Consider the following 21,446-nt stretch of genomic DNA (forward strand, 5'->3'; position numbering starts at 1 on the left):
CGTGGCATGATGACAGCGCGCCCTTCCCGAAGGAGAACGGAACATGACCACCGCCAAAGCCAGGCGAGAAGAGATCTACCACCTCGCCGTCACCACAGGGCTGGCCTCCGTGGAGGAGCTGTCGCGTCACTTCAACGTGACCGCCTCTACGATCCGCCGGGACCTGGCACAGCTGAACGAACAGGGGAAGCTCGCCCGGACCTACGGAGGGGCCGTTGCGCTGGGCGCGCATCCGGAACCATCGCTGCGTCAGCGTACCGGCGAGGCCTTCGAACAAAAGCAGGCAATTGCGGCCTGGGCCGCCGCGGAGGTTAAGGACGGCGAAAGCATACTGCTCGACGGCGGTTCTACTGTCGGCGCCCTCGCGCACGCCCTCCGGGAGCGGAACAACCTGACCGTGGCAACACCCGGCATCAACACACTGCAGGAACTCGCTGACTCGCCGGGCGTGCAGGTGGATTGCCTCGGCGGCAGACTCCGCGGCGTCAGCCAGACGTTCGTCGGTCCTCTCGCCGAAGCCGCGCTCGAACGCATGAGCTTCGACAGGGTCTTCCTGAGCGCAGATGCCGTGACGGCCGAGGACGGACTGTGCGAGGCAGACCATGCCCAGACCAGGCTCAAAGAACTCATGGCACGGCGCGGTGACACTGTCTATGTCCTTGCCGACTCCACCAAGCTGGGCAAAAGGCCCTTCCACGCCTGGGCGCGGATTCCCCTTCCCTGGACGCTGGTGACTGACAGCCACGCCGATGCATTCCAGATCCAGCTGTTCCGCAAAGCGGGCGCCACCGTTCAGCTTGTGGACGTTGGCGACAACGGAGCCGCTGGCCCCGCCCCCGCGAAACGTGTCAGTTAGGGCCGCAGGCGCAGACGCGCACCACGGCCACATGAACCATCCATCGCAGAATCCGAGGTCCCTGAATGTGCATTCCCGATGAAATCACCACGCCGGAAGTGATGATCGATGTGGACGTGCTGGACCGCAACATCGCACGGATGGCCGCCGCCACCCGTGCCCGCGGAGTGAAGCTTCGCCCGCACGCCAAGACACACAAGATCCTCGAGGTAGCGGCCAGGCAACTCGCGGCAGGAGCAGTGGGGCTCACCGTGGCCACGATCGGCGAGGCGGAAGTCTTTGCCAACGGCGGGGTGAAGGACATCTTCATCGCCTACCCGCTGTGGGTAACCCAGGGTCAGGCAGAACGGCTGCGCCGCCTTTCGGCCCAAGCCCGCATCACCGTCGGTGTGGACTCTGCGGAGAGCGCGGCGTTCATGGGACAAAACCTCGGAACGGACGCCGGCAACATTGCCGTTCGCGTGGAGATCGACAGCGGACACCACCGAAGCGGAGTCCATCCTGACGAAGCCGCAGGCGTTGCCCGCGCGGCCGCGGACGCCGGGCTGGAGGTTGTCGGCGTCTTCACGTTTCCCGGCCACAGCTATGCGCCCGGGATGCCTGCGGCAGCGGCCCGGCAGGAGGATGAAGCGCTGATCCGGGCGGCCACGCGCATGGCGGCGGAGGGGTTCAACGTGTCAGAAATTAGCGGCGGCTCCACTCCGACCGCCTTGGTGGGAGGAGACACAGCAGCTACCGAACTGCGGCCGGGCGTCTACGTTTTCGGTGATGCCCAGCAGCTGGAGCTTGAGCGGTGCACGCCAGAGAGCATCGCGCTGACGGTTGCGAGTACGGTGGTCAGCCATCACAGGACGGGTCCAGGCGAGCCTGGGCGGTTCATCATGGATGCCGGCAGCAAGATCCTGGGGAGCGACCGCGCGGCGTGGGCCAGCGGCTACGGCCGCCTGCTCGACTATCCCGGTGCCAGGATCACGTCGCTGTCCGAACACCACGCCACGGTGGAGTGGCCCGACGGCACTCCAATGCCGGCGCTCGGACGGCGGCTCAGGGTGGTCCCCAACCACGTATGCCTGACCATCAACCTGGTGGACGAGGCGAGCCTGGTCAGCGGCGGGGTGTTCACTGGCCGGTGGACCGTTGCGGCCCGCGGCAAGAACACCTGAGGATGGCCGTGCCTCAGGGTGCGGTTCCTAGTAGCGCCGCGTGACCGTGGCCATGGGGCACTCAAAGCGGCGGCCGGCTGCAAGGCCCACGTCGTTGAGGTAGCGCACGATGATGCCGTAGGAGGCCGTCAGCGTGGTCTCGGTGAAGGGAATGCCGTGGGTGTCGCAGTACTGGCGCACGATCGCCGTCGCCTTGTGCAGCTGGGGCCGGGCCATGTCCGGGAAGAGGTGGTGCTCCACCTGGCGGTTCAGCCCGCCGAGAAGGATGTCCATGAAGCGGCCCCCGGAAATGTTCCGGGACGTGAGGACCTGACGGCTCAGGAAGTCCACCCGGCTGTCCGCCGGAAGAACCGGCATGCCCTTGTGGTTTGGCGCAAAGGAGGCACCCATGTAAAAGCCGAAGACGGCGAGCTGCACGCCGACGAAGGCGAAGGCCATCCCGAGCGGGAGGAAGGAAAACGCTAGCACGGGAAGGATGCTGAGCCTGACCAGCAGGATGGGCAGTTCCACCCAGCGGTGGGTGACCTTGGCGCGCCGGAAGATGAAGCGGACCGAATCGATCTGCAAGCCCAGGCCCACCAGGAACAGCAGCGGGAAGAAGAACCAGCCCTGTTTGCGCGTGAGGAACGAAAGCGGTCCCTGGCGGCCGGCAGCGGCTTCGGTGTGGAATGCGATGGCACCGGTGGCGATGTCGGGGTCCTTGGAGATGACATTCGGGTGGTTGTGGTGCGCCCCGTGCTTCTGCTCCCACCACGAGTAGCTGATTCCGGCCACAGACGTGGCAATCAGCCTGGCGGACCAGTCGTTGGCGCGCCGGGAGGCGAAAATCTGGCGGTGGCCTGCCTCATGGGCGAGGAAGCTCAGCTGTGTGCAGATGATGCCGAGAGCGGCAGCGATCAGGAGCTGGAACCAGCTCTGCCCGATCAGCGCGAAGCCGAACCAGGTGGCGGTCATGAGGACCACCAGGCTGGAGAAAACGGTGATGTAGAAGCCTTGGCGCCGTTCCAGCAGGCCGGCTGCGCGCACGGACTTAAGCAGGTCCGAGTAGCTTTGGGTCACCGGATTGGCTTGGCGGACCCGCGACTTCGGGCGCTCGGAAGTGATGGTGGGCGTCATGGACGGCTTGCCTCGTAACTGATTACGGGCAACGCTGCAGCCGACACTCGGCTGCGCGGTCAGGATCACCCTCTGTCAACCATACGCTGTTACGGCGCGCACCGAGGTCATGCATAAATATCAGGACCCATGCATACTCTTGCTGTATAGTCGTTCCCATGACTATTTCTGTTGCCGTCTCCGGCGCGAGCGGCTATGCCGGCGGCGAGGTGCTGCGCCTATTGTCCGGGCATCCCGACGTCACCATCGGTGCCATCACGGCGCACAGCAACGCCGGTTCCAGACTAGGCGAACTGCAGCCACATCTCCATGGCCTGGCGAGCAGGATTCTTGAGGACACCACAGTGGAGAACCTGTCCGGGCACGACGTCGTGTTCCTGGCGCTCCCGCACGGGGCGTCGGCGGAAATCGCTGCCCAGTTGCCTGAGGGCACCGTGGTGATCGACGCCGGAGCGGACCACCGCCTGGAGGACGCCGCCGCATGGGAGAAGTTCTACGGCTCGGCGCACGCCGGCACTTGGCCTTACGGACTTCCGGAACTGCCCGGCCAGCGCGAGAAGCTCAAGGGAGCCCGGCGGATCGCCGTTCCCGGCTGCTACCCGACGTCGGCCCTGCTGGCACTCACCCCTGGCTTCGCCGCCGGGCTGCTGCAGGGCGAGGACGTGGTCATCGTCGCCGCCTCGGGCACCTCGGGGGCAGGCAAGGCCGCCAAGGTAAACCTGATCGGCGCCGAGGTCATGGGGTCCATGAGCCCTTACGGCGTGGGCGGCGGCCACCGCCACACCCCGGAAATCGAACAGGGACTGTCAAACGCCGGGGGAGAGTCCGTGACGGTATCCTTCACGCCCACGCTGGCGCCGATGAGCCGGGGCATCCTGGCCACGGCCACGGCCAGGGTCAAGCCCGGCATTGGGGCCGAGGAGCTGCGTCGCGCCTGGGCCGAGGCCTACGACGACGAACCGTTCGTCCACCTGCTCCCGGAGGGTCAGTGGCCCTCCACCAAGTCCGTGCAGGGGTCCAACCACGCCGCCATGCAGCTGGCCTTCGACGAACACACCGGCCGCGTCATCGTCACCTGTGCCATCGACAATCTGACCAAGGGAACCGCAGGCGGAGCCGTGCAGTCCATGAATATTGCCCTCGGACTGGCGGAAACCGCCGGCCTCAACCTGCAGGGAGTTGCCCCGTGACTGTTACCGCACCCCAAGGATTCCGCGCCGCAGGCGTCAAAGCCGGCCTCAAGGCCTCCGGGAATCCGGACCTCGCGCTCGTGGTCAATGACGGCCCCTCCAAGGCAGCCGCGGCGGTTTTCACGTCGAACCGCGTGGCGGCCGCTCCCGTCCACTGGTCGCGCCAGGTGGTCTCCGACGGGCGGGTGGACGCCGTTGTCCTGAATTCGGGCGGCGCCAACGCCTGCACCGGGCCGCAGGGCTTCCAGAACACGCACACCACCGCGGAGAAAACGGCTGAAGTCCTCGGCATTTCGGCCACGGACGTGTTCGTCTGTTCCACCGGCCTGATCGGCGAGCAGCTGCCCATGGACAAGATCGTTCCGGGAATCGACGCCGCGGCGGCCGCCCTGAGCGCGGACGGCGGTGCGGACGCCGCAACGGCCATCATGACCACGGACACGGTTCCCAAGCAGGCAATCTTCACCGGCGTTGACGCCGAGGGAAACGAATTCACCATCGGCGGCATCGCCAAGGGCGCCGGTATGCTCGCGCCCGGGCTGGCCACCATGCTGGTGGTGCTCACCACTGACGCGGATGTCCAAGCTGAAATGCTCGACGTCGTCCTCCGAGACGCCACGCGCGTCACCTTCGACCGTGCTGACTCCGACGGCTGCATGTCCACCAACGACACCGTGGTGCTGCTGGCTTCCGGCGCCTCCGGCGCCGTGCCGTCCGCGGAGACCTTCGGCGACGGCCTCACCCAGGTGTGCGCCGAGCTGGCCCGCAAGCTGATCGGCGACGCAGAAGGTGCAAGCCACGACATCGCCATCCGGACCTTCAATGCCGCCAGCGAACGCGACGCCGAAACCGTCAGCCGCGCGGTGGGCAGGTCCAACCTCTTCAAGGCCGCCATCTTCGGCAAGGACCCGAACTGGGGCCGTGTCCTGTCCGCCGTCGGAACCACCGACGCCGCCTTCGAGCCGGACGAGCTCAACGTCTCCATGAACGGCATCCAGATCTGCCAGAACGGCAGCATCGGCCAGGACCGCAAGCTCGTGGACCTCGAGCCGCGCGAGGTGCTCGTGGAGATCGACCTGCAGGCAGGCGGCGCGGAAGCCACCATCTGGACCAACGACCTCACGCACGACTACGTCCACGAAAACAGCGCGTACTCAAGCTAGATCCACCAGCCACCCCTGGAGAACAGCAGCATGAACACCCAGACCCGCGAGACCACGTCCATGAGTGACGCCCAGGACAAAGCCGGCACACTGATCGAGGCCCTGCCGTGGATCCAGCGCTTTGCCGGAACCACCATGGTGATCAAATACGGCGGCAACGCCATGGTCAACGACGAACTGCGCCGGGCCTTCGCTGAAGACGTCGTGTTCCTGCACCATGTGGGCATCCACCCCGTGGTGGTGCACGGCGGCGGCCCGCAGATCAACGCCATGCTCAGCCGCCTGGGCATCGAGTCCGAGTTCAAGGGCGGCCTGCGTGTCACCACCCCCGAAGCCATGGACGTGGTCCGCATGGTCCTCACCGGCCAGGTGGGACGCGAACTCGTGGGACTGATCAATTCCCACGGCCCGTACGCTGTGGGCATGTCCGGAGAGGACGGCGGTCTGCTGCGCGCCGTCCGCACCGGAACGGTCGTGGACGGCGAGGAAGTGGACCTGGGTCTCGTCGGCGAAGTCGTTGGTGTCAACCCGGAGGGAATCGTCGATATCCTAGCGGCAGGCCGGATCCCGGTGATTTCCACTGTCGCTCCGGAAATCATTGACGAGGACAGCAATGACGAAGGAGCTCGGCGGTTCCAGACCACCGGACAGGTGCTCAACGTCAATGCGGACACTGCGGCCGCTGCCGTCGCGTCGGCCCTTGGCGCCTCCAAGCTGGTGATCCTGACCGACGTCGAAGGCCTCTATGCCAACTGGCCGGACAGGTCATCGCTTATTTCGTCGCTGACGGCCTCGGAGCTGCGGGAGATGCTGCCGCGGCTGGAGTCCGGGATGATCCCCAAAATGGCTGCCTGCCTGAAGGCCGTCGATGAGGGTGTGGAGCGCGCGCACATTGTGGACGGGCGCCTCCCGCACTCCATGTTGCTGGAAACCTTCACCACCGCGGGCATTGGCACGCAGGTGGTACCGGACGAGGAAGTGAATGCATGAGCCAGATTGAAAAGTCCCCGGTGGTCGACCTGGTCGAGACCCGCGGCCACACGACCGGAGCCGAGTGGCTGAGCCGCTACTCTTCCTCGCTCATGGGAGTGTTCGGCACCCCTCAGCGTGTCCTGGTCCGCGGCGCCGGGTGCCTGGTCTGGGATGCCGACGGCAAGGAGTACCTGGACCTGCTCGGCGGCATCGCCGTGAATGCCATGGGCCACGCGCACCCGTTCGTGACGTCGGTGATCTCCAGCCAGCTTGCCACCCTGGGCCACGTCTCCAACTTCTTCACCAGCCCCACGCAGATCGCACTGGCCGAAAAACTGCTCGAACTGAGCAAGGCGCCGGCCGGTTCCAAGGTCTTTTTCGCGAACTCCGGAACGGAGGCCGTCGAGGCCGCGTTCAAGCTGGCCCGGCGGAACAACGGCTCCGGTACGGCCGGGAACGGAACGCCCCGGACCAAGATCATCGCGCTGGAGGGCGCCTTCCACGGCCGGACCATGGGCGCCCTCGCCCTGACCGCCAAGGAAGCGTACCGGGCGCCGTTCGAACCGTTGCCCGGCGGCGTGGTCCACATTCCGTTCGGCGACGTCGACGCCCTCGTGGAGGCGATCGATGAAACCACGGCGGCTGTCTTCCTCGAACCGATCCAGGGCGAGGCCGGCGTCCGCCCCCTGCCCGCCGGCTACCTGCGGGCCGCACGCGAAGCCACCACCAAGGCAGGCGCACTGCTGATTCTCGACGAAGTCCAGACCGGCATCGGACGCACCGGCAAATGGCTGGCAAGTGCAGACGCCGGCATCGTGCCGGACGCCGTCACCCTCGCCAAGGGCCTGGGCGGCGGGTTCCCCATCGGAGCGCTGGTCACGTTCGGCCCTGAAACGTCCGCGCTCCTGACGGCCGGGCAGCACGGCACCACGTTCGGCGGGAACCCGGTGGCTACGGCGGCCGCCCTGGCCACCCTGCACGCCATCGAAAACCAGCACGTCCTGGATAACGTCCGCAGCGTGGGGGAGCACCTCCGCTCGAGGCTGGCCGGAATCGACGGCGTCACGGAAGTCCGCGGCGAAGGCCTCCTCATCGGCTTCGACCTGGACGCGGACGTAGCCCCCGCCGTCGTGACAGCCGGCCTGGATGCCGGGTTCATCATCAACAGCCCCGGTCCGCGGACCATCAGGCTGGCCCCGCCCCTGATCCTCACGGAAGAGCAGGCGGACCGTTTCCTGGCCGCCCTTCCTGACATCCTGCACACTGCAAAGGAAGCACAGTGACTTCACCAGCGACATCATCCGTCAAGATCCGCCACTTCCTGAAGGACACCGACCTGACTCCTGCCGAGCAGGCCGAGGTGCTGGACCTCGCCATGCGACTGAAGGCCGCGCCGTACAGTGCGCAGCCCTTCGCGGCAGAGGGCAGCGGCCGCCAGACGGTCGCCGTGATCTTCGACAAGACCTCCACCCGGACCCGGGTTTCCTTCGCCACCGGTGTGGCGGACATGGGTGGAAACGCCCTCATCATCAACCCCGGTGAGGCCCAGATCGGCCACAAGGAATCAGTGGAGGACACCGCCAAGGTGCTTGAGCGCATGGTCTCCACCATCGTGTGGCGCACGGGCGCCCACTCGGGCCTCGTCGCCATGGCGGAAAACTCCCGGGTGCCGGTCATCAATGCCCTCTGCGACGACTACCACCCGTGCCAGCTCCTGGCGGACCTGCTGGCCGTGAAGGAGCACAAGGGCGAGCTCAAGGGGCTCACCATGGCCTACCTTGGCGACGCCGCCAACAACATGGCCAATTCCTACCTGCTGGCCGGTGTCACCGCCGGAATGCACGTCCGCATCGCCGGGCCGGAAGGCTACCTGCCAGCCGCGGGCATCGTGTCGGCGGCCCAGGAGCGCGCCGCGGAAACCGGCGGCTCCGTCCTCGTCACGACGGACGCCGGGGAAGCCCTCAAGGGAGCGGACGTCGTCGCGACGGACACCTGGGTCTCCATGGGCCAGGAAGCCGAAAAGGAAGCCCGGCTGCAGCTTTTCCGCGAGTACTCCGTCGATGAGGCGGCTATGGCACAGGCGGCGGAAGACGCCGTCGTGCTTCACTGCCTTCCCGCGTACCGCGGCTACGAGATCTCGGCGGCCGTCATCGACGGCCCGCAGTCGATCGTCTGGGACGAGGCCGAAAACCGGCTCCACGCGCAGAAGGCGCTGATGGCCTGGCTCATGCACCGGTCGGGCCTGGCCGTTGTTGAGGGACTGCCGCCGGTGGCAGGGCAGGCCTAATTGTCAGTCCAGCCTCCGTCGCCGGGCGCGAGCCCGGCCACCAAGACAGCCCGCCAGGCGCGGATCACCGCGATCCTCACCGGCGAGTCCGTGCGCTCCCAGGCGGAGCTGGCGGCGCTGCTCGCGGACGACGGGGTGCAGGTCACGCAGGCAACCCTGTCGCGGGATCTCGTGGAGCTGGGCGCCGTCCGGGTCCGCGGTAAAGAAGGCGTCCTGGTCTACGCCGTGCCCGGCGAGGGCGGGGAGCGGGGGGCCAAGAGCGGAGTCAGCCAGGAAATCCTTGACGCACGGCTGGCGAGGCTGTGCGGCGAACTCCTGGTCACGGCCGAAGCGTCTGCCAACATTGCCGTGCTGCGCACGCCGCCCGGGGCCGCGAATTTCCTGGCCCTCGCGATCGACCATTCCGTGATGCCGTCCGTCCTGGGCACCATCGCGGGGGACGACACCGTGCTGCTGGTCGCCCGGGATCCGCAGGGCGGACCGGACCTTGCCGCCCGGTTTCTGCAGCTCGCGGAGGAAGCCGGCACCAGCCCGTAGCCGCCGGCCCGAAGCAGCAGCGACGTACAAAAATTGGGCCCGGCACAAGGGTGTGACAGGCTTTCATCAGACGAACAAATTCAACCAAACAACTAAGGAGCATGTGAAGTGACTGAGCGTATTGTTCTGGCCTACTCCGGTGGCCTGGATACTTCTGTAGCCATCGGCTGGATCGGTGAAGCCACCGGCGCCGAGGTCATCGCCGTAGCGGTCGACGTCGGACAGGGCGGCGAATCGCTGGAGACCATCCGCCAGCGCGCGCTGGGCTGCGGTGCCGTCGAAGCCTATGTGGCGGACGCGAGCGACGAGTTCGCCAACGAATACTGCGTGCCCACGCTGAAGGCCAACGCCCTCTACCAGGGCCACTACCCGCTGGTCTCCGCCATCTCCCGCCCGGTGATCGTCAAGCACCTGGTCAAGGCTGCCCGTGAATTCGGCGCCACCACCGTGGCCCACGGCTGTACCGGCAAGGGCAACGACCAGGTCCGCTTCGAAGTGGGCATCCAGACCCTCGGCCCGGACCTGAAGTGCATCGCGCCGGTCCGTGACCTTGCCCTGACCCGGGACAAGGCCATCGCCTTCGCCGAGGAAAAGGGACTGCCGATCGAGACCACCAAGAAGAACCCGTACTCGATCGACCAGAACGTCTGGGGACGCGCCGTCGAAACCGGCTACCTCGAGGACATCTGGAACGCCCCCACGAAGGACATCTACGACTACACCGCCACGCCGGAATTCCCGCCGGCCCCGGATGAGGTCACCATCTCCTTCGAAGCCGGCGTGCCGGTAGCGATCGACGGCGTCAAGGTCACCCCGCTGCAGGCCATCAAGGAACTCAACCGCCGCGCCGGCGCGCAGGGCGTGGGCCGCATCGACGTCGTCGAGGACCGCCTCGTGGGCATCAAGTCCCGCGAAATCTACGAGGCCCCTGGTGCCATGGCGCTGATCACCGCGCACAAGCACCTCGAAGACATCACCATCGAGCGCGAACAGGCACGCTTCAAGGCCACCGTTGGCCAGCGCTGGGCCGAGCTTGTGTACGACGGCCAGTGGTTCTCCCCGCTCAAGCGCTCCCTGGACGCCTTCATCGAGGACACCCAGAAGTATGTCTCCGGCGACATCCGCATGGTGCTGCACGGCGGCCAGGCGATCGTCAACGGCCGCCGCTCCGAGACCTCGCTTTACGACTTCGACCTCGCCACGTACGACACCGGCGACACCTTCGACCAGTCGATGGCCCGCGGCTTCATCGAACTGTGGGGCATGTCCGCCAAGGTTGCCTCCGGCCGCGACCTCCGCGTCGCCGGAAAGTAGCCCCTGTGGCTGAGCAGGAAACCACCAAATCGGAAGCAACGAACACTGGAGCCCTGTGGGGCGGCCGCTTTGCCGGCGGCCCCGCAGACGCCCTGGCAGCGCTGAGCAAGTCAACGCACTTTGACTGGCGCCTGGCCCGTTACGACATTGCCGGCTCGGTGGCGCACGCACGCGTGCTGCACAAGGCAGGCCTCCTGGACGATGCCGAGCTGGAGGGCATGCTCGCGGCCCTCAAGCAGCTGGACGCGGACGTCGCCTCCGGCGCCTACACGGCCGCGGAGTCCGACGAGGACGTGCACGGCTCGCTGGAACGGGGCCTGATCGAGCGCGCCGGCACCCAGCTGGGCGGCAAGCTCCGCGCCGGCCGGTCACGCAACGACCAGGTGGCCACCCTCGGCCGCATGTTCCTGCGCGACCACGCCCGGATCATTGCCCGAGGAGTCCTGGCCACCATCGATGCTCTCGTGGAGCAGGCCAAGGCGCACCGGGGCGTGGCCATGCCTGGCCGCACGCACCTCCAGCACGCGCAGCCGGTCCTGCTCAGCCACCATCTGCTGGCCCACGCCTGGGCGCTGCTGCGCGATGTCCAGCGGCTGCAGGACTGGGACAAACGCGCCGGCGTTTCGCCCTACGGCTCCGGCGCTCTTGCGGGCTCCTCGCTGGGCCTGGACCCGGAAGCTGTTGCTGCGGACTTGGGCTTCTTCTCGGCAACGCACAACTCGATCGACGGCACCGCCTCCCGCGATGTCTTCGCTGAGTTCGCCTGGGTGACCGCCATGATCGGCGTGGACCTCTCGCGTGTCTCGGAGGAAGTGATCCTGTGGGCCACGAAGGAGTTTTCCTTCGTCACGCTGCATGATTCCTACTCCACGGGCTCCTCGATCATGCCGCAGAAGAAGAACCCGGACGTGGCTGAACTGGCACGCGGCAAGGCCGGCCGGCTGATCGGCAACCTGACCGGGCTGCTGGCCACGCTCAAGGGACTGCCGCTCGCGTACAACCGCGACCTCCAAGAGGACAAAGAGCCGGTGTTCGACGCCGCCGACACGCTGGAGCTCCTGCTCCCGGCAGTCTCCGGCATGATCGCGACGCTGAAGTTCAACACCGAACGGATGGAGTCGCTGGCACCGCAGGGCTTCGCGCTGGCCACCGACATTGCCGAATGGCTGGTCCGCCAGGGCGTCCCGTTCCGCGAGGCGCATGAGCTCTCCGGCGCCGCGGTGAAGCAGGCCGAAGGCCGCGGCGTCGAGCTCTGGGACCTTACGGATGAGGAATACGCCGCCATCTCGGAGCACCTGACGCCGGAGGTCCGCACAGTCCTCAGCACCGAGGGTTCGCTCAACAGCCGCAACTCGCAGGGCGGCACGGCACCGGCCGCCGTCGAACGCCAGCTTGGTGCGCTGGAAGCCGAGCTCGCCGGTGTGCGGGAGTACGCCGGCTAACAGCCGCACGCTCTCTCACTTCCTGCAGCTTTTTGGGCAACGCTCTCTCACTTTCCTCAAGAAAGGGAGAGAGCGTTGCCGATTTTCCTGCGAAAAGTGAGAGAGCGTTGCGCGTTAACGAGCGAAAACTCCCCGCTACCATTGCGCCATGAGCGAATCCTTCCGCCGGCAATTGCGTGCCCTGCCGGATTTCCACGAAAACCTTCCGGACTTTGATGCGGCTACTGCCCCCGCGGACCCGGCCGAGCTGTTCCGGAAGTGGCTGGCGGCTGCCCTGGATGCCGGGGAGCGGCAGCCGCATGCGTGCAGCCTGGCCACGGCGGATTCCGACGGCCAGCCGTCGTCCCGGATGCTGATCCTGAAAGACATCGACGACGACGGCTGGCACATCGCGACGTCCCGTACCTCACGCAAGGGGAGGGAACTATCGGCGAACCCCAGGGCCGCGCTGAACTTCTACTGGCCGCTGCAGGGCAGGCAGGTCCGTGTGGTTGGCCACGCGGTGGAGCTGTCCGCGGAGGCATCGGCGGCGGACTGGGACGCCCGGCCAGCGGCGGACGGCAGCCACAATCCGGACTGGCAGCTTTACGCCATCCAGCCTCTGGAGATCGAGTTCTGGCAGGCCCGGCACGACCGCAGGCACATCAGGCACTTCTACCGGCCGGCGGGGAACGCCGAGCTGCGTTAAGGCCGATTAACCGTCCGCTACGATTGCCGTATGACCGCAATCACACCTGAGACAGTACTCACGGAACTGCACAAAGCGGCCGACGCCGTTGCCTCCCAGGCGGCAAAACTCACCGCTGATGACGTCCCGGCGTCGTCGAAACTTCCGGGCTGGACACGGGGACATGTTCTGGCCCACATCACCGGGATCTCGAACGCGATGGCCCGACAGCTGGAGTTCGCCGCTCGCGGCGCTTCCGTGGAGTTGTACGACGGCGGCTACGAGGGCCGCACGAAGGCGATCGGGATGGCCGCGGGGCACAGCATCGACGAACACCGCGCCGACCTGGACGCCGCGCTGGAACGGGCGCTCCGGGCCTTCGACGCGCTGGATGCCGCCGGCTGGCAGGTCCCCATCGCCTACCGCGGGGGAGTGGTCTTCGACGGCGGCCGCGCCCTCTGGCGCGAACTCGTGATCCATGCCTCGGACCTCGGCACGGGTCCTGGCCCTGAAGCGTGGAGCAGGCTTTTCTGCGAGCATCTGTTCGACTTCCTGACGGCACGGGTTCCGGAGGGGCAGAAGTTTGTGCTCCAGCCGCTGGGCCTGCCGCCCGTGGCCATCGGAGCCGGCGGGCGTTCCACGGTGATCAGCGGGATGGTCACGGATATCGCTGCGTGGCTGGCCGGGCGCGAACCTTCGTTGGGCAGCCTGCGTGCCTCGGCAGCCGCCGACGGAGTGGACCTGCCGGAGCTGCTTCCTTGGCCCTCGGGAGTGCCGCACTAGCCGGATGCCGGACCCTTGCCCGCCCTATCGCATTTTTGTCAGGGGTCGCTGGCAGACTCTGGTTATGGACGGCAACCAGAAGCCAGTAGCGGCACCATGATTGACCAGTTGCGGGAGCTGGAGGATCTTAAGTCCGCGGCGGCGGCCACTCAGGCCCGGATCGCCGTCGCGTTTGAGCCCGCCGGTGACTCCGGCGATGCCGGCAGCGCGGCGTTCAGGGTCCGGAAATGCCACAGCCTCAAACCCGCCAGAGACGCGAACTCCGGCACCAAGCCAAGGCCCACAAACGCGCACGCCCCACCGGGCCGATAGCCGCCTAAGACCTAGGTCCGGGTGAGGGCCTCTTTTTCACGGGCCAGCAGGCTTTCCTTGATCCGCAGCCCCCACCGGAAACCGCCCAACGTGCCGTCGGTGCGGACCACACGGTGGCACGGCACGAAAAGGGCCGCAGCGTTGAAGGCGCACGCGCTGGCCGCGGCGCGGACCGCTTTGGCGTTGCCGGACAGCACCGCGTATTCGGTGTACGTCACCGGCGCGCCGGGGCTGACGGTGCGCAGCACATCCCAGGCATGGGCGCGGAACGGGCCTGACTTCTGCAGCACCGGCACGCTCATGGCCGGAACAGGATCCCCCGCGTAGAAGGCTTCCACCGCGGAGGAGATGGGGCCGAGGTCGTCCACGCTGTCGTACGCCACGGGCTGCAGCTCCGGATGGATCTGCCCGGTGAGTTCGCCCGAATCGGCGGTCCAGCCCGAAGCCAGCACAACGCCGTCGCGGGCGATGATCGTGAATGGGCCGTCCGGCGTGGTCATGGTGAGCAGCTGCGCATTCATGTCTGCGCCGTTGTGCTGAGATGTCATTTCAAAGCCTTCTTTGTGGTGGTTTTCGGCGCGGCCGCTGCGGCGCGCCAGAGGTGCATGGTGGCGTACGACCGCCACGGGCTGACTTCGCTGAAATCTGAGGACAGCGTGGAATCAGGCGAGGCGCCTTGAGTGGCGGACACCTGCCCGAGTGCCCGGATTCCATTGCGTACCGCGGCGTCGTTGGCCAGGAGGATATCCGGTGCGCCGATCACTCGCATCGCAACGTATCCCACTGTCCAGGGGCCCACGCCCGCCAAGGGAAGGAGATTCGCGCGAAGACCGGGCAGATCGTCCCCGTAGCCCAGGTCCAGGTCCCCGGAAGCAAGCGCCGCGGCGGTTGCCACAAGGGAGTCTATTCTCCGCCGCGGCCCGCGCAGCAGTCCTTGGCCGGCCAGTGCGATCTGCTCCGGCGTCGGGAACATCCTGTCCAAGCCTTCGCCGGGAGCGGTGCTCGGGCTGCCCGCGGCGGCCAGCTGGGTGAGGGCCGTCCTGGCCGCGGCCACCGTGATCTGCTGCCCGACCATGGCGCGGACCAGGAGCTCGTGCGGATCCAGGGCGCCGGGCATGCGGATGCCGGGAGTTTCGGCAACAGCCTCTGACAGCCGGGGATCTGTGCCGAGTGCTCCGTCAATGGCGAGGGGGTCGGCGTCGAGGTCGAAGAGCCGGCGGACCCTGCTCAGCAGGGCTGAAAGGTCGCGCAGGTCCACCGCGCCGATGGTGAGCACCAGGGGCCGCCCAGGGGCGCCGGCGTCGTACTCGACCCTGAAGCGCGCGTCACCGTGCGGCAGCCGCAGCGAACGGGCATAGGACGACGGCGTGCCCGCCTCGATTCCGGGAATGGCGCGGACCGCAAGGAAGCCGAAGATGCCCGGGTCGAAGGGTTCACGGTAGGGAAGGTTCAGCGTGAGCGCGGTACTGGCAGCCGGCGACGGATGAATCCGCGCGGTGGCGCGCAGGGCGGTGGGGGTCATGTCGAACACCTCGCCCACGGTCTCATTGAACTGGCGAACGCTGCTGAACCCGGCCGCGAAAGCGATGTCCGCGAGTTTCATGGGCGTCGACACCAGCAGTGTTCGGGCGGTCTGTGCCCTGCTGGCCCGGGCGAGGGAGAGCGGCCCGGCGCCGAGCTCGTGGCTGAGGATTCTGTTCAGCTGCCGGGACGAATATCCCAGGCGTGCGGCCAGTCCTTCCACGCCGTCGCGGTTGATCACGCCGTCGTTGATGAGCCGCATGGCACGGCCCGCGATGTCCGAGCGCACGTTCCACGCAGGCGTTCCCGGCACTGCTTCCGGAAGGCAGCGCTTGCACGCGCGGTAGCCGGCGTCGTGGGCCGCAGCCGAGGTTTCGTAAAAGGTGACGTTCTCGGCTTTCGGCGTCCTGGCCGGGCACGAGGGCCTGCAATAGATTCCCGTGGTCCGCACCGCCGTATAGAACTGCCCGTCGAAACGGGTGTCCCGTGCGTCGATTGCACGGTAGCGCTGCAAGAAGTCCATGACTCCATCCTGCCAGCCGAAGCAGGACGCAGCTAGCGGAAATCGGACATCGCCGTGCGATAGTTTGCGCCCTCCCGTCGGTGGCGGGGGCACGGGTGGGTAAAGTCGGAGCATGACCGTCAGCAGCAGCCACCCCGCATCGGAGGACGAGGATCACGTGCGGGAATTCCTCACCGGCGATGCCCGCGAGGTAGCGCCCCTGCTCCTGGGCGCCGTCCTCACCCACCACAGCCCGGATGGTCCTGTGTCCGTGCGGATCACGGAACTCGAGGCCTACATGGGGCCCGGCGATTCGCTGCATCCCGATCCCGGGTCCCACACATTCCGCGGCCCCACGCGCCGGAACGCGCCGATGTTCGGCCCGGCCGGGCATCTTTATGTGTACTTCACATACGGCATGCACAGTTGCGCCAACATCGTCTGCGGGCCGTCCGGCCACGCCTCCGCCGTGCTGCTGCGTGCGGGAGAGATTGTGGACGGGCTGCCGCTTGCCTTGGCGAGGCGGCCGACGTCGAAATCGGCCAAGGACCTGGCCAGCGGACCTGCCCGCCTGGCCACCGCCCTCGGACTGACGACGGCGGACAGCGGCCGGGACGCGCTCACGCACCCGTTCAGCCTCGAACTTCCCCCGGCGCCGGTGGCCGGCGTAAGCGCCGGACCCAGAGTGGGCGTCGCCGGGGACGGCGGATCGCACGACTATCCCTGGCGTTTCTGGCTGACGGGGGACCCCACGGTTTCCCGCTATAAGGCGGCGAAGGTGCGTTCGGCCTAGTCCGTGACCGGCGGGGTTCAGTAACGCGGCGGCTCGGCAACACGTCGTAGGCTTGACGGGTGAACCAGAGCGAGCAGACCCCGGCCCCCAAATCCGTTCCCGTGGACCAGCTGATCACCCGGCTTTGCGCCACCGTGCCGGACTATCCGAAGCCGGGAATCGTGTTCAAGGACCTGACTCCCGTGTTCGCCGACGGCCGTGCGCTGCGGGCCGTCGTGGACTCCCTGGTGGAACCGTTCAAGGGCCAGTTCGATGCCGTGGCAGGCGTCGAGGCCCGCGGCTTCCTGCTTGCCGCCGCCGCAGCCTACGCCACGGGAACAGGGGTCATCACCGTGCGGAAAGCGGGCAAACTGCCGCGTGACGTCTACGCCGAGGATTACGCCCTGGAGTACGGAACCTCCACGCTTGAACTCCACAAGACGGACCTGCCCGCCGGCAGCCGGGTGCTGATCCTGGACGACGTCCTGGCCACCGGCGGAACACTCAGTGCAGCGGTGCGGCTCTTCGAACGCTGCGGTGTCCACGTGTCCGGCGTGGGAGTGGTCATGGAGCTGGGGGAGCTGCGCGGCCGCGCAGCCCTTGCCGGGCACCGCGTCCGCTCGCTGCTCCGCCTCTAGCAGCTCGTGTGAGCAGCCAGCGCTGGCGACAGTTCTCTGAGGCGCCGGAAATACATGGCACCACGGGCGCGCTGACAAAAATGGTTGTAGAATGGACGGTCTGTCTTTTGCGATAGGGGAACGTTTAGATGCTCGACGCCGATTTGGCCCACGAACGGGACTATGTTGCCGGTCTGTACGCACGGCTTGATGAATTGCGCGAGGAAAAGCGCACCCAGCTGGCGCACGTGCGCCGTGCCGGCGCTGTGGGCACCATGCAGAACGTTTCAGAACGCGACGCCTTTGCTGCACTGTACGAAGACCGCCTGGCGCAACTCGACGCCGTCGACGACCGCCTCGTGTTCGGCCGGCTGGACCTCGACTCGGGCGAGGCGCAGTACATCGGCCGCATCGGCCTGACCACCGAGGACCTCCAGCGCCTCATGGTGGACTGGCGTGCGCCCGAAGCCGGGCACTTTTACCAGGCCACGGCCTTCGACCGCCAGGGTGTTCGCCGTCGCCGGCACCTGATCCTGCAGGGCCGCGAGGTCAAGGCCATCGAAGACGACGTCCTCGACGCGGACATGCTGGCAGACAACGACTCCCTGCAGGGTGAAGGTGCCCTGCTCGCTGCCCTGAACTCGAAGCGGACCGGCCGGATGTCGGACATCGTCGGCACCATCCAGTCCGAACAGGACCGCATCATCCGGTCCTCCATCTCCGGAGCCCTTGTCGTCCAGGGTGGTCCGGGAACGGGCAAAACCGCCGTTGCGCTCCACCGCGCCGCATACTTGCTGTACACGCACCGGGACAGGCTCAAGACCGCCGGCGTGCTGCTCGTGGGACCGTCGTCGTCGTTCATGAAGTACATCGAACGCGTCCTGCCCTCGCTCGGCGAGACCGGAGTGGTGATGGCGAGCGTTGGCCGGCTGATGCCGGGCATCAATGCCGTGCCCGAGCCGGAGGCGGACGTCGCTGCAATCAAGGGGCGGCTGGACATGGCCGACGTCGTCGCCAACGCCGTGGCAAACCGCCAGCGCATCCCCGCCGAAAACCGCATTCTGGAAGTGGACGGACGCAAGCTGGTCCTCACGCCGCGGCAGGTCCGGCGGGCCCGGGAGCGCGCCCGCTCCACCGGCAAGCCGCACAACGAGGCACGCGTTACCTTCGTCAAGATTTTGCTCCGGGAACTGACGGAGCAGATGACGGAACTGGTGGAAGCCGGCAACATCGGCAACAATGCCGACCGGTCCTACCTCGCCGAGGATGTGCGCTCCGCACGGGATGTCCGCGTGGCCCTGAACCTCTGCTGGATGCCGATGACGCCCGAAAAGCTTGTCAGTGAACTGCTGAGCAAACCCGCGATTTTGGAAGCCTGCACGCCCAAGCTGACCGCCAAGGAGCGCGAACTCCTGCTCCGGGCACCTGACGCCCGGTGGACCGAGGCCGACGTTCCCCTGCTCGACGAGGCAGCCGAACTCCTCGGCGAGCTCGATCCCGCCGCGGGCCGCGGACTGGCACAGCAGGAGCACGACCGCGCCCGCGATCTGGCAAACGCCCGGCAGACGCTCGTCAACATGGAGACGGCCGGCGTCGATGTCCTGGTCTCTGCCGAGGAACTGGTTGAGCAGAACGAGGAACGCGAGGCACGGCTGACCGCCGCCGAGCGTGCCACCAGCGACCGCACCTGGGCATTCGGCCATATCGTGGTCGACGAAGCCCAGGAACTTTCGCCCATGCAGTGGCGCCTCCTCGTCCGGCGCTGCCCGCTGAAGTCCTTCACCATCGTGGGGGACATTGCCCAGACCAGCTCCGTGGCCGGCGCGAATTCGTGGCAGGGTGCACTCGCTCCGATGTTCGGAGACCGCTGGCAGCTCGAAGAGCTCACGGTCAACTACCGGACACCGTCGCAGATCGCCGAGGCCGCAGCCCGGATGGCAAACGCCGCCGGGCTCGTGGTGTCCGCACCCAAGGCTGTCCGTGAGGGCCGTTGGTCGCCCGTCATCGACCGCGTGGAGCCGGGCGGCCTGGTGAGCCGGCTGGTGGAGGTGCTCCCGGAGGAGCTGGACGCGATCGACGGCGGCCTGCTGGCGGTGATTGCCGACGGCGATCTCCTGGCGGAAGCGACGTCAGCGCTGCGCGCGGCCTACGGCCGCCGCATCGGGACGGGCGCCGGCAGCTACGAACAGGACGTTGTGGTGATCAGTCCCAGGGAAGCCAAGGGCCTCGAGTTCGACGGCGTGGTGGTCCTTGAACCGTCCGTGATGCTGAATCATGAACACGGACGCGTGGGAGACCTCTATGTGGCGATGACCCGGCCCACCCAACGGCTCCGGCTCATCGCTGCTGACGGCATTCCGGCGGGCATCGAACGCTAGAAGTTGAAGTGAACGGCCCGGGCGCCTGACATCCGAACCTTCATCGGGGGCCAGGCGCCGCCGATCCTGCTAACTTAGAAGTCGTGTCACACCTAAACGACCTCGAATCCCAGCAGAACGACCCCAGCTTTGCCAACGTCTGGCAGGAGCTCAAATGGCGCGGCCTTGTCCACGTCTCCACCGACGAGGTGGAGCTGGAGAAACTCCTCGCAGGGGATGCGGTCACGTATTACTGCGGGTTCGACCCCACGGCGCCGAGCCTGCACCTGGGAAACCTGGTCCAGCTCCTCCTTATGAGGAGGCTGCAACTGGCCGGCCACAAGCCCCTGGGTCTCGTGGGCGGCTCCACCGGCCTGATCGGGGATCCGCGGCCGACGGCGGAACGCACCCTGAACACGAAGGACACCGTCACTGAGTGGGTGGGCTACCTGCAGGCCCAGGTCCGCAGGTTCCTCAGCTTCGAGGGCGGCAACGCTGCCCGCATGGTCAACAACCTCGACTGGACCGCGCCGCTGAGCGCGATCGACTTCCTGCGCGAGATCGGAAAGCACTTCCGTGTAGGCACCATGCTGCGCAAAGACGCTGTCGCGTCACGCCTCAGCTCGGACGAAGGCATCAGCTACACGGAGTTCAGCTACCAGATCCTGCAGGGGATGGACTACCTCCAGCTCCACCGCGACTACGGCTGTGTTCTGCAGACCGGCGGATCCGACCAGTGGGGCAACCTCACCAGCGGTACGGAACTCATCCGCAAGGTGGAGGGCAAGACCGTCCACGCGCTCGGCACCCCGCTCATCACCAACTCCGACGGCACCAAGTTCGGCAAGAGCGAGGGCAACGCCATCTGGCTGGACGCGGCCATGTGCAGCCCGTACACGTTCTACCAGTTCTGGCTGAACACGGCGGATGCCGATGTTGTGGACCGCCTTAAGGTCTTCACGTTCCTAGGCAGGGCAGAGATTGAGGCACTGGCGGAATCCATTGCTGAGCGTCCCTTCGCCCGGGAGGGCCAGCGCAAGCTTGCTTACGAAGTGACTTCGCTGGTTCACGGCGTCGACGCCACAGAAAAGGTCATCGCTGCGTCGGCCGCCGTGTTCGGCAACGGCGACCTCTCGTTGCTTGACGAGCAGACCCTCGCGGCCGCGACCGCCGAACTGCCTTCCGCGTCAGTGGACGGGGCGGGCCTGGGCATCATCGATCTCCTGGTTGCCTCAGGACTGTCGGAGAGCAAATCCGCTGCCCGCAGGACCGTCAGTGAGGGCGGCGCTTACGTCAACAATGCCAAGGTGTCAGATCCGGATGCTGTGATTCCTGCATCCGAGCTGCTTCACGGAAAGTACTTGCTGCTGCGCCGGGGAAAGAAGAACCTGGCCACCGTTCAGGTGTCAGGCGTCTAGCACTTCTGGCGCCGCAAAGACCCAATTGCACGCTCCTTCGCAGCCGATTTGCACGGCCGCGGGGGAGCGTGTAATGTTTTCTGAGTCGCCGCCGCTGAGTGGTGACAAACCCCCTTCACTTGAGAAGCGATTCTTCATGTGCAACGCACGAAATGAAGAAAAGCTTCCATTTGCTATGGGCGGATTCGTACCACCAAGTGAATATCGGGAAAACAACCCGGATTTGCAAAGTGAATATGAATGAAATAAGCTATAAACATCGCAGCGAAGAAATGCGAAACAAATGAAATTTGCGAATAGACTTGCGAATTGTTTCGAGAAGTATTCGAATGTGTCTGTTGTTTGAGAACTCAATAGTGTGCCAAGTTTGTTGATACCGGTTTATTTTATATGAATTGGTTGAATTGACCAGGTTGCGCCGCCCCTGTGGTGTGGTCTGGTTTTTACAGCTGGTTTC

General features: G+C 66.5%; 20 protein-coding genes. 17 read left to right on the forward strand and 3 right to left on the reverse strand.

From position 1 onward, the window contains the following. Positions 1-43: 43 nt before the first annotated feature. Positions 44-856 (forward strand): DeoR/GlpR family DNA-binding transcription regulator, encoded by an 813-nt coding sequence (locus tag LQ144_RS05825; RefSeq protein ID WP_230117620.1) that lies wholly within the window; start codon positions 44-46, stop codon positions 854-856. 65 nt (positions 857-921) lie between these two features. Next, entirely contained in the window at positions 922-2,019 is a 1,098-nt protein-coding gene (locus tag LQ144_RS05830; protein WP_230117621.1) for an alanine racemase, read from the forward strand. 27 nt (positions 2,020-2,046) lie between these two features. Here LQ144_RS05830 and LQ144_RS05835 read toward each other — a convergent pair whose 3' ends face one another. Then, positions 2,047-3,135, reverse strand: a complete 1,089-nt coding sequence (locus LQ144_RS05835; RefSeq protein WP_230117622.1) for an acyl-CoA desaturase — start codon at positions 3,133-3,135, stop codon at positions 2,047-2,049. Between the two features lie 158 nt (positions 3,136-3,293). Here LQ144_RS05835 and argC point away from each other — a divergent pair, with 158 nt between their 5' ends. The 10 genes from argC (at position 3,294) to LQ144_RS05885 (ending at position 13,490) form a co-directional block, all read left to right on the forward strand. Continuing rightward, positions 3,294-4,325: an N-acetyl-gamma-glutamyl-phosphate reductase gene (gene argC, locus LQ144_RS05840; RefSeq protein ID WP_230117623.1), complete on the forward strand. Its 1,032-nt coding sequence runs from the start codon at positions 3,294-3,296 to the stop codon at positions 4,323-4,325. Continuing rightward, positions 4,322-5,488 (forward strand): bifunctional glutamate N-acetyltransferase/amino-acid acetyltransferase ArgJ, encoded by a 1,167-nt coding sequence (argJ, locus tag LQ144_RS05845; RefSeq protein ID WP_230117624.1) that lies wholly within the window; start codon positions 4,322-4,324, stop codon positions 5,486-5,488. Before argC ends, argJ begins: the two co-directional genes overlap by 4 nt. Before the next feature lie 30 nt (positions 5,489-5,518). Continuing rightward, the gene (gene argB, locus LQ144_RS05850; protein WP_230117625.1) at positions 5,519-6,478 is read left to right on the forward strand and encodes an acetylglutamate kinase; all 960 of its coding nucleotides are present in this window, start codon (positions 5,519-5,521) and stop codon (positions 6,476-6,478) included. Next, complete coding sequence (locus LQ144_RS05855; protein WP_230117626.1) at positions 6,475-7,743, forward strand: acetylornithine transaminase; 1,269 nt, start codon at positions 6,475-6,477, stop codon at positions 7,741-7,743. The genes argB and LQ144_RS05855 overlap by 4 nt, the downstream gene beginning before the upstream one ends. Next, on the forward strand, positions 7,740-8,747 hold the full coding sequence (gene argF, locus LQ144_RS05860) for an ornithine carbamoyltransferase (RefSeq protein WP_230117627.1): 1,008 nt from the start codon (positions 7,740-7,742) through the stop codon (positions 8,745-8,747). Before LQ144_RS05855 ends, argF begins: the two co-directional genes overlap by 4 nt. Beyond that, complete coding sequence (locus LQ144_RS05865) at positions 8,748-9,284, forward strand: arginine repressor (RefSeq protein WP_230117628.1); 537 nt, start codon at positions 8,748-8,750, stop codon at positions 9,282-9,284. A 108-nt stretch (positions 9,285-9,392) separates the two neighbouring features. Continuing rightward, on the forward strand, positions 9,393-10,598 hold the full coding sequence (locus tag LQ144_RS05870) for an argininosuccinate synthase (protein ID WP_230117629.1): 1,206 nt from the start codon (positions 9,393-9,395) through the stop codon (positions 10,596-10,598). A 5-nt stretch (positions 10,599-10,603) separates the two neighbouring features. Continuing rightward, positions 10,604-12,040: an argininosuccinate lyase gene (gene argH, locus LQ144_RS05875; RefSeq protein ID WP_230117630.1), complete on the forward strand. Its 1,437-nt coding sequence runs from the start codon at positions 10,604-10,606 to the stop codon at positions 12,038-12,040. Positions 12,041-12,188: 148 nt separating this feature from the next. Then, a complete protein-coding gene (locus LQ144_RS05880; protein WP_230117631.1) occupies positions 12,189-12,728 on the forward strand; it encodes a pyridoxamine 5'-phosphate oxidase family protein in 540 nt (179 codons plus the stop codon). A gap of 30 nt (positions 12,729-12,758) precedes the next feature. Continuing rightward, a complete protein-coding gene (locus tag LQ144_RS05885; protein WP_230117632.1) occupies positions 12,759-13,490 on the forward strand; it encodes a maleylpyruvate isomerase family mycothiol-dependent enzyme in 732 nt (243 codons plus the stop codon). Between the two features lie 323 nt (positions 13,491-13,813). Here the strand turns inward: LQ144_RS05885 and LQ144_RS05890 are convergent, their stop codons facing one another. Together LQ144_RS05890 and LQ144_RS05895 are read right to left on the reverse strand one after the other, a co-directional pair. Further along, positions 13,814-14,323, reverse strand: a complete 510-nt coding sequence (locus tag LQ144_RS05890) for a methylated-DNA--[protein]-cysteine S-methyltransferase (protein WP_230117644.1) — start codon at positions 14,321-14,323, stop codon at positions 13,814-13,816. 23 nt (positions 14,324-14,346) lie between these two features. Beyond that, entirely contained in the window at positions 14,347-15,846 is a 1,500-nt protein-coding gene (locus LQ144_RS05895; protein ID WP_230117633.1) for an AlkA N-terminal domain-containing protein, read from the reverse strand. Positions 15,847-15,958: 112 nt separating this feature from the next. On the opposite strand from LQ144_RS05895, the gene LQ144_RS05900 reads away from it, so the two are divergent. The 5 genes from LQ144_RS05900 (at position 15,959) to LQ144_RS05920 (ending at position 21,233) form a co-directional block, all read left to right on the forward strand. Further along, positions 15,959-16,618, forward strand: a complete 660-nt coding sequence (locus LQ144_RS05900; protein ID WP_230117634.1) for a DNA-3-methyladenine glycosylase — start codon at positions 15,959-15,961, stop codon at positions 16,616-16,618. Positions 16,619-16,677: 59 nt separating this feature from the next. After that, the gene (locus tag LQ144_RS05905) at positions 16,678-17,235 is read left to right on the forward strand and encodes an adenine phosphoribosyltransferase (protein ID WP_230117635.1); all 558 of its coding nucleotides are present in this window, start codon (positions 16,678-16,680) and stop codon (positions 17,233-17,235) included. 128 nt (positions 17,236-17,363) lie between these two features. After that, positions 17,364-19,592, forward strand: a complete 2,229-nt coding sequence (locus tag LQ144_RS05910) for an AAA family ATPase (protein WP_230117636.1) — start codon at positions 17,364-17,366, stop codon at positions 19,590-19,592. A gap of 83 nt (positions 19,593-19,675) precedes the next feature. Beyond that, positions 19,676-20,989 (forward strand): tyrosine--tRNA ligase, encoded by a 1,314-nt coding sequence (gene tyrS / locus LQ144_RS05915; protein ID WP_230117637.1) that lies wholly within the window; start codon positions 19,676-19,678, stop codon positions 20,987-20,989. 73 nt (positions 20,990-21,062) lie between these two features. Then, complete coding sequence (locus LQ144_RS05920) at positions 21,063-21,233, forward strand: hypothetical protein (protein WP_230117638.1); 171 nt, start codon at positions 21,063-21,065, stop codon at positions 21,231-21,233. Positions 21,234-21,446: the final 213 nt, after the last annotated feature.

Origin of the sequence: Arthrobacter sp. Bi83 (assembly GCF_918698095.1) — a bacterium.
Lineage (GTDB): Bacteria > Actinomycetota > Actinomycetes > Actinomycetales > Micrococcaceae > Arthrobacter.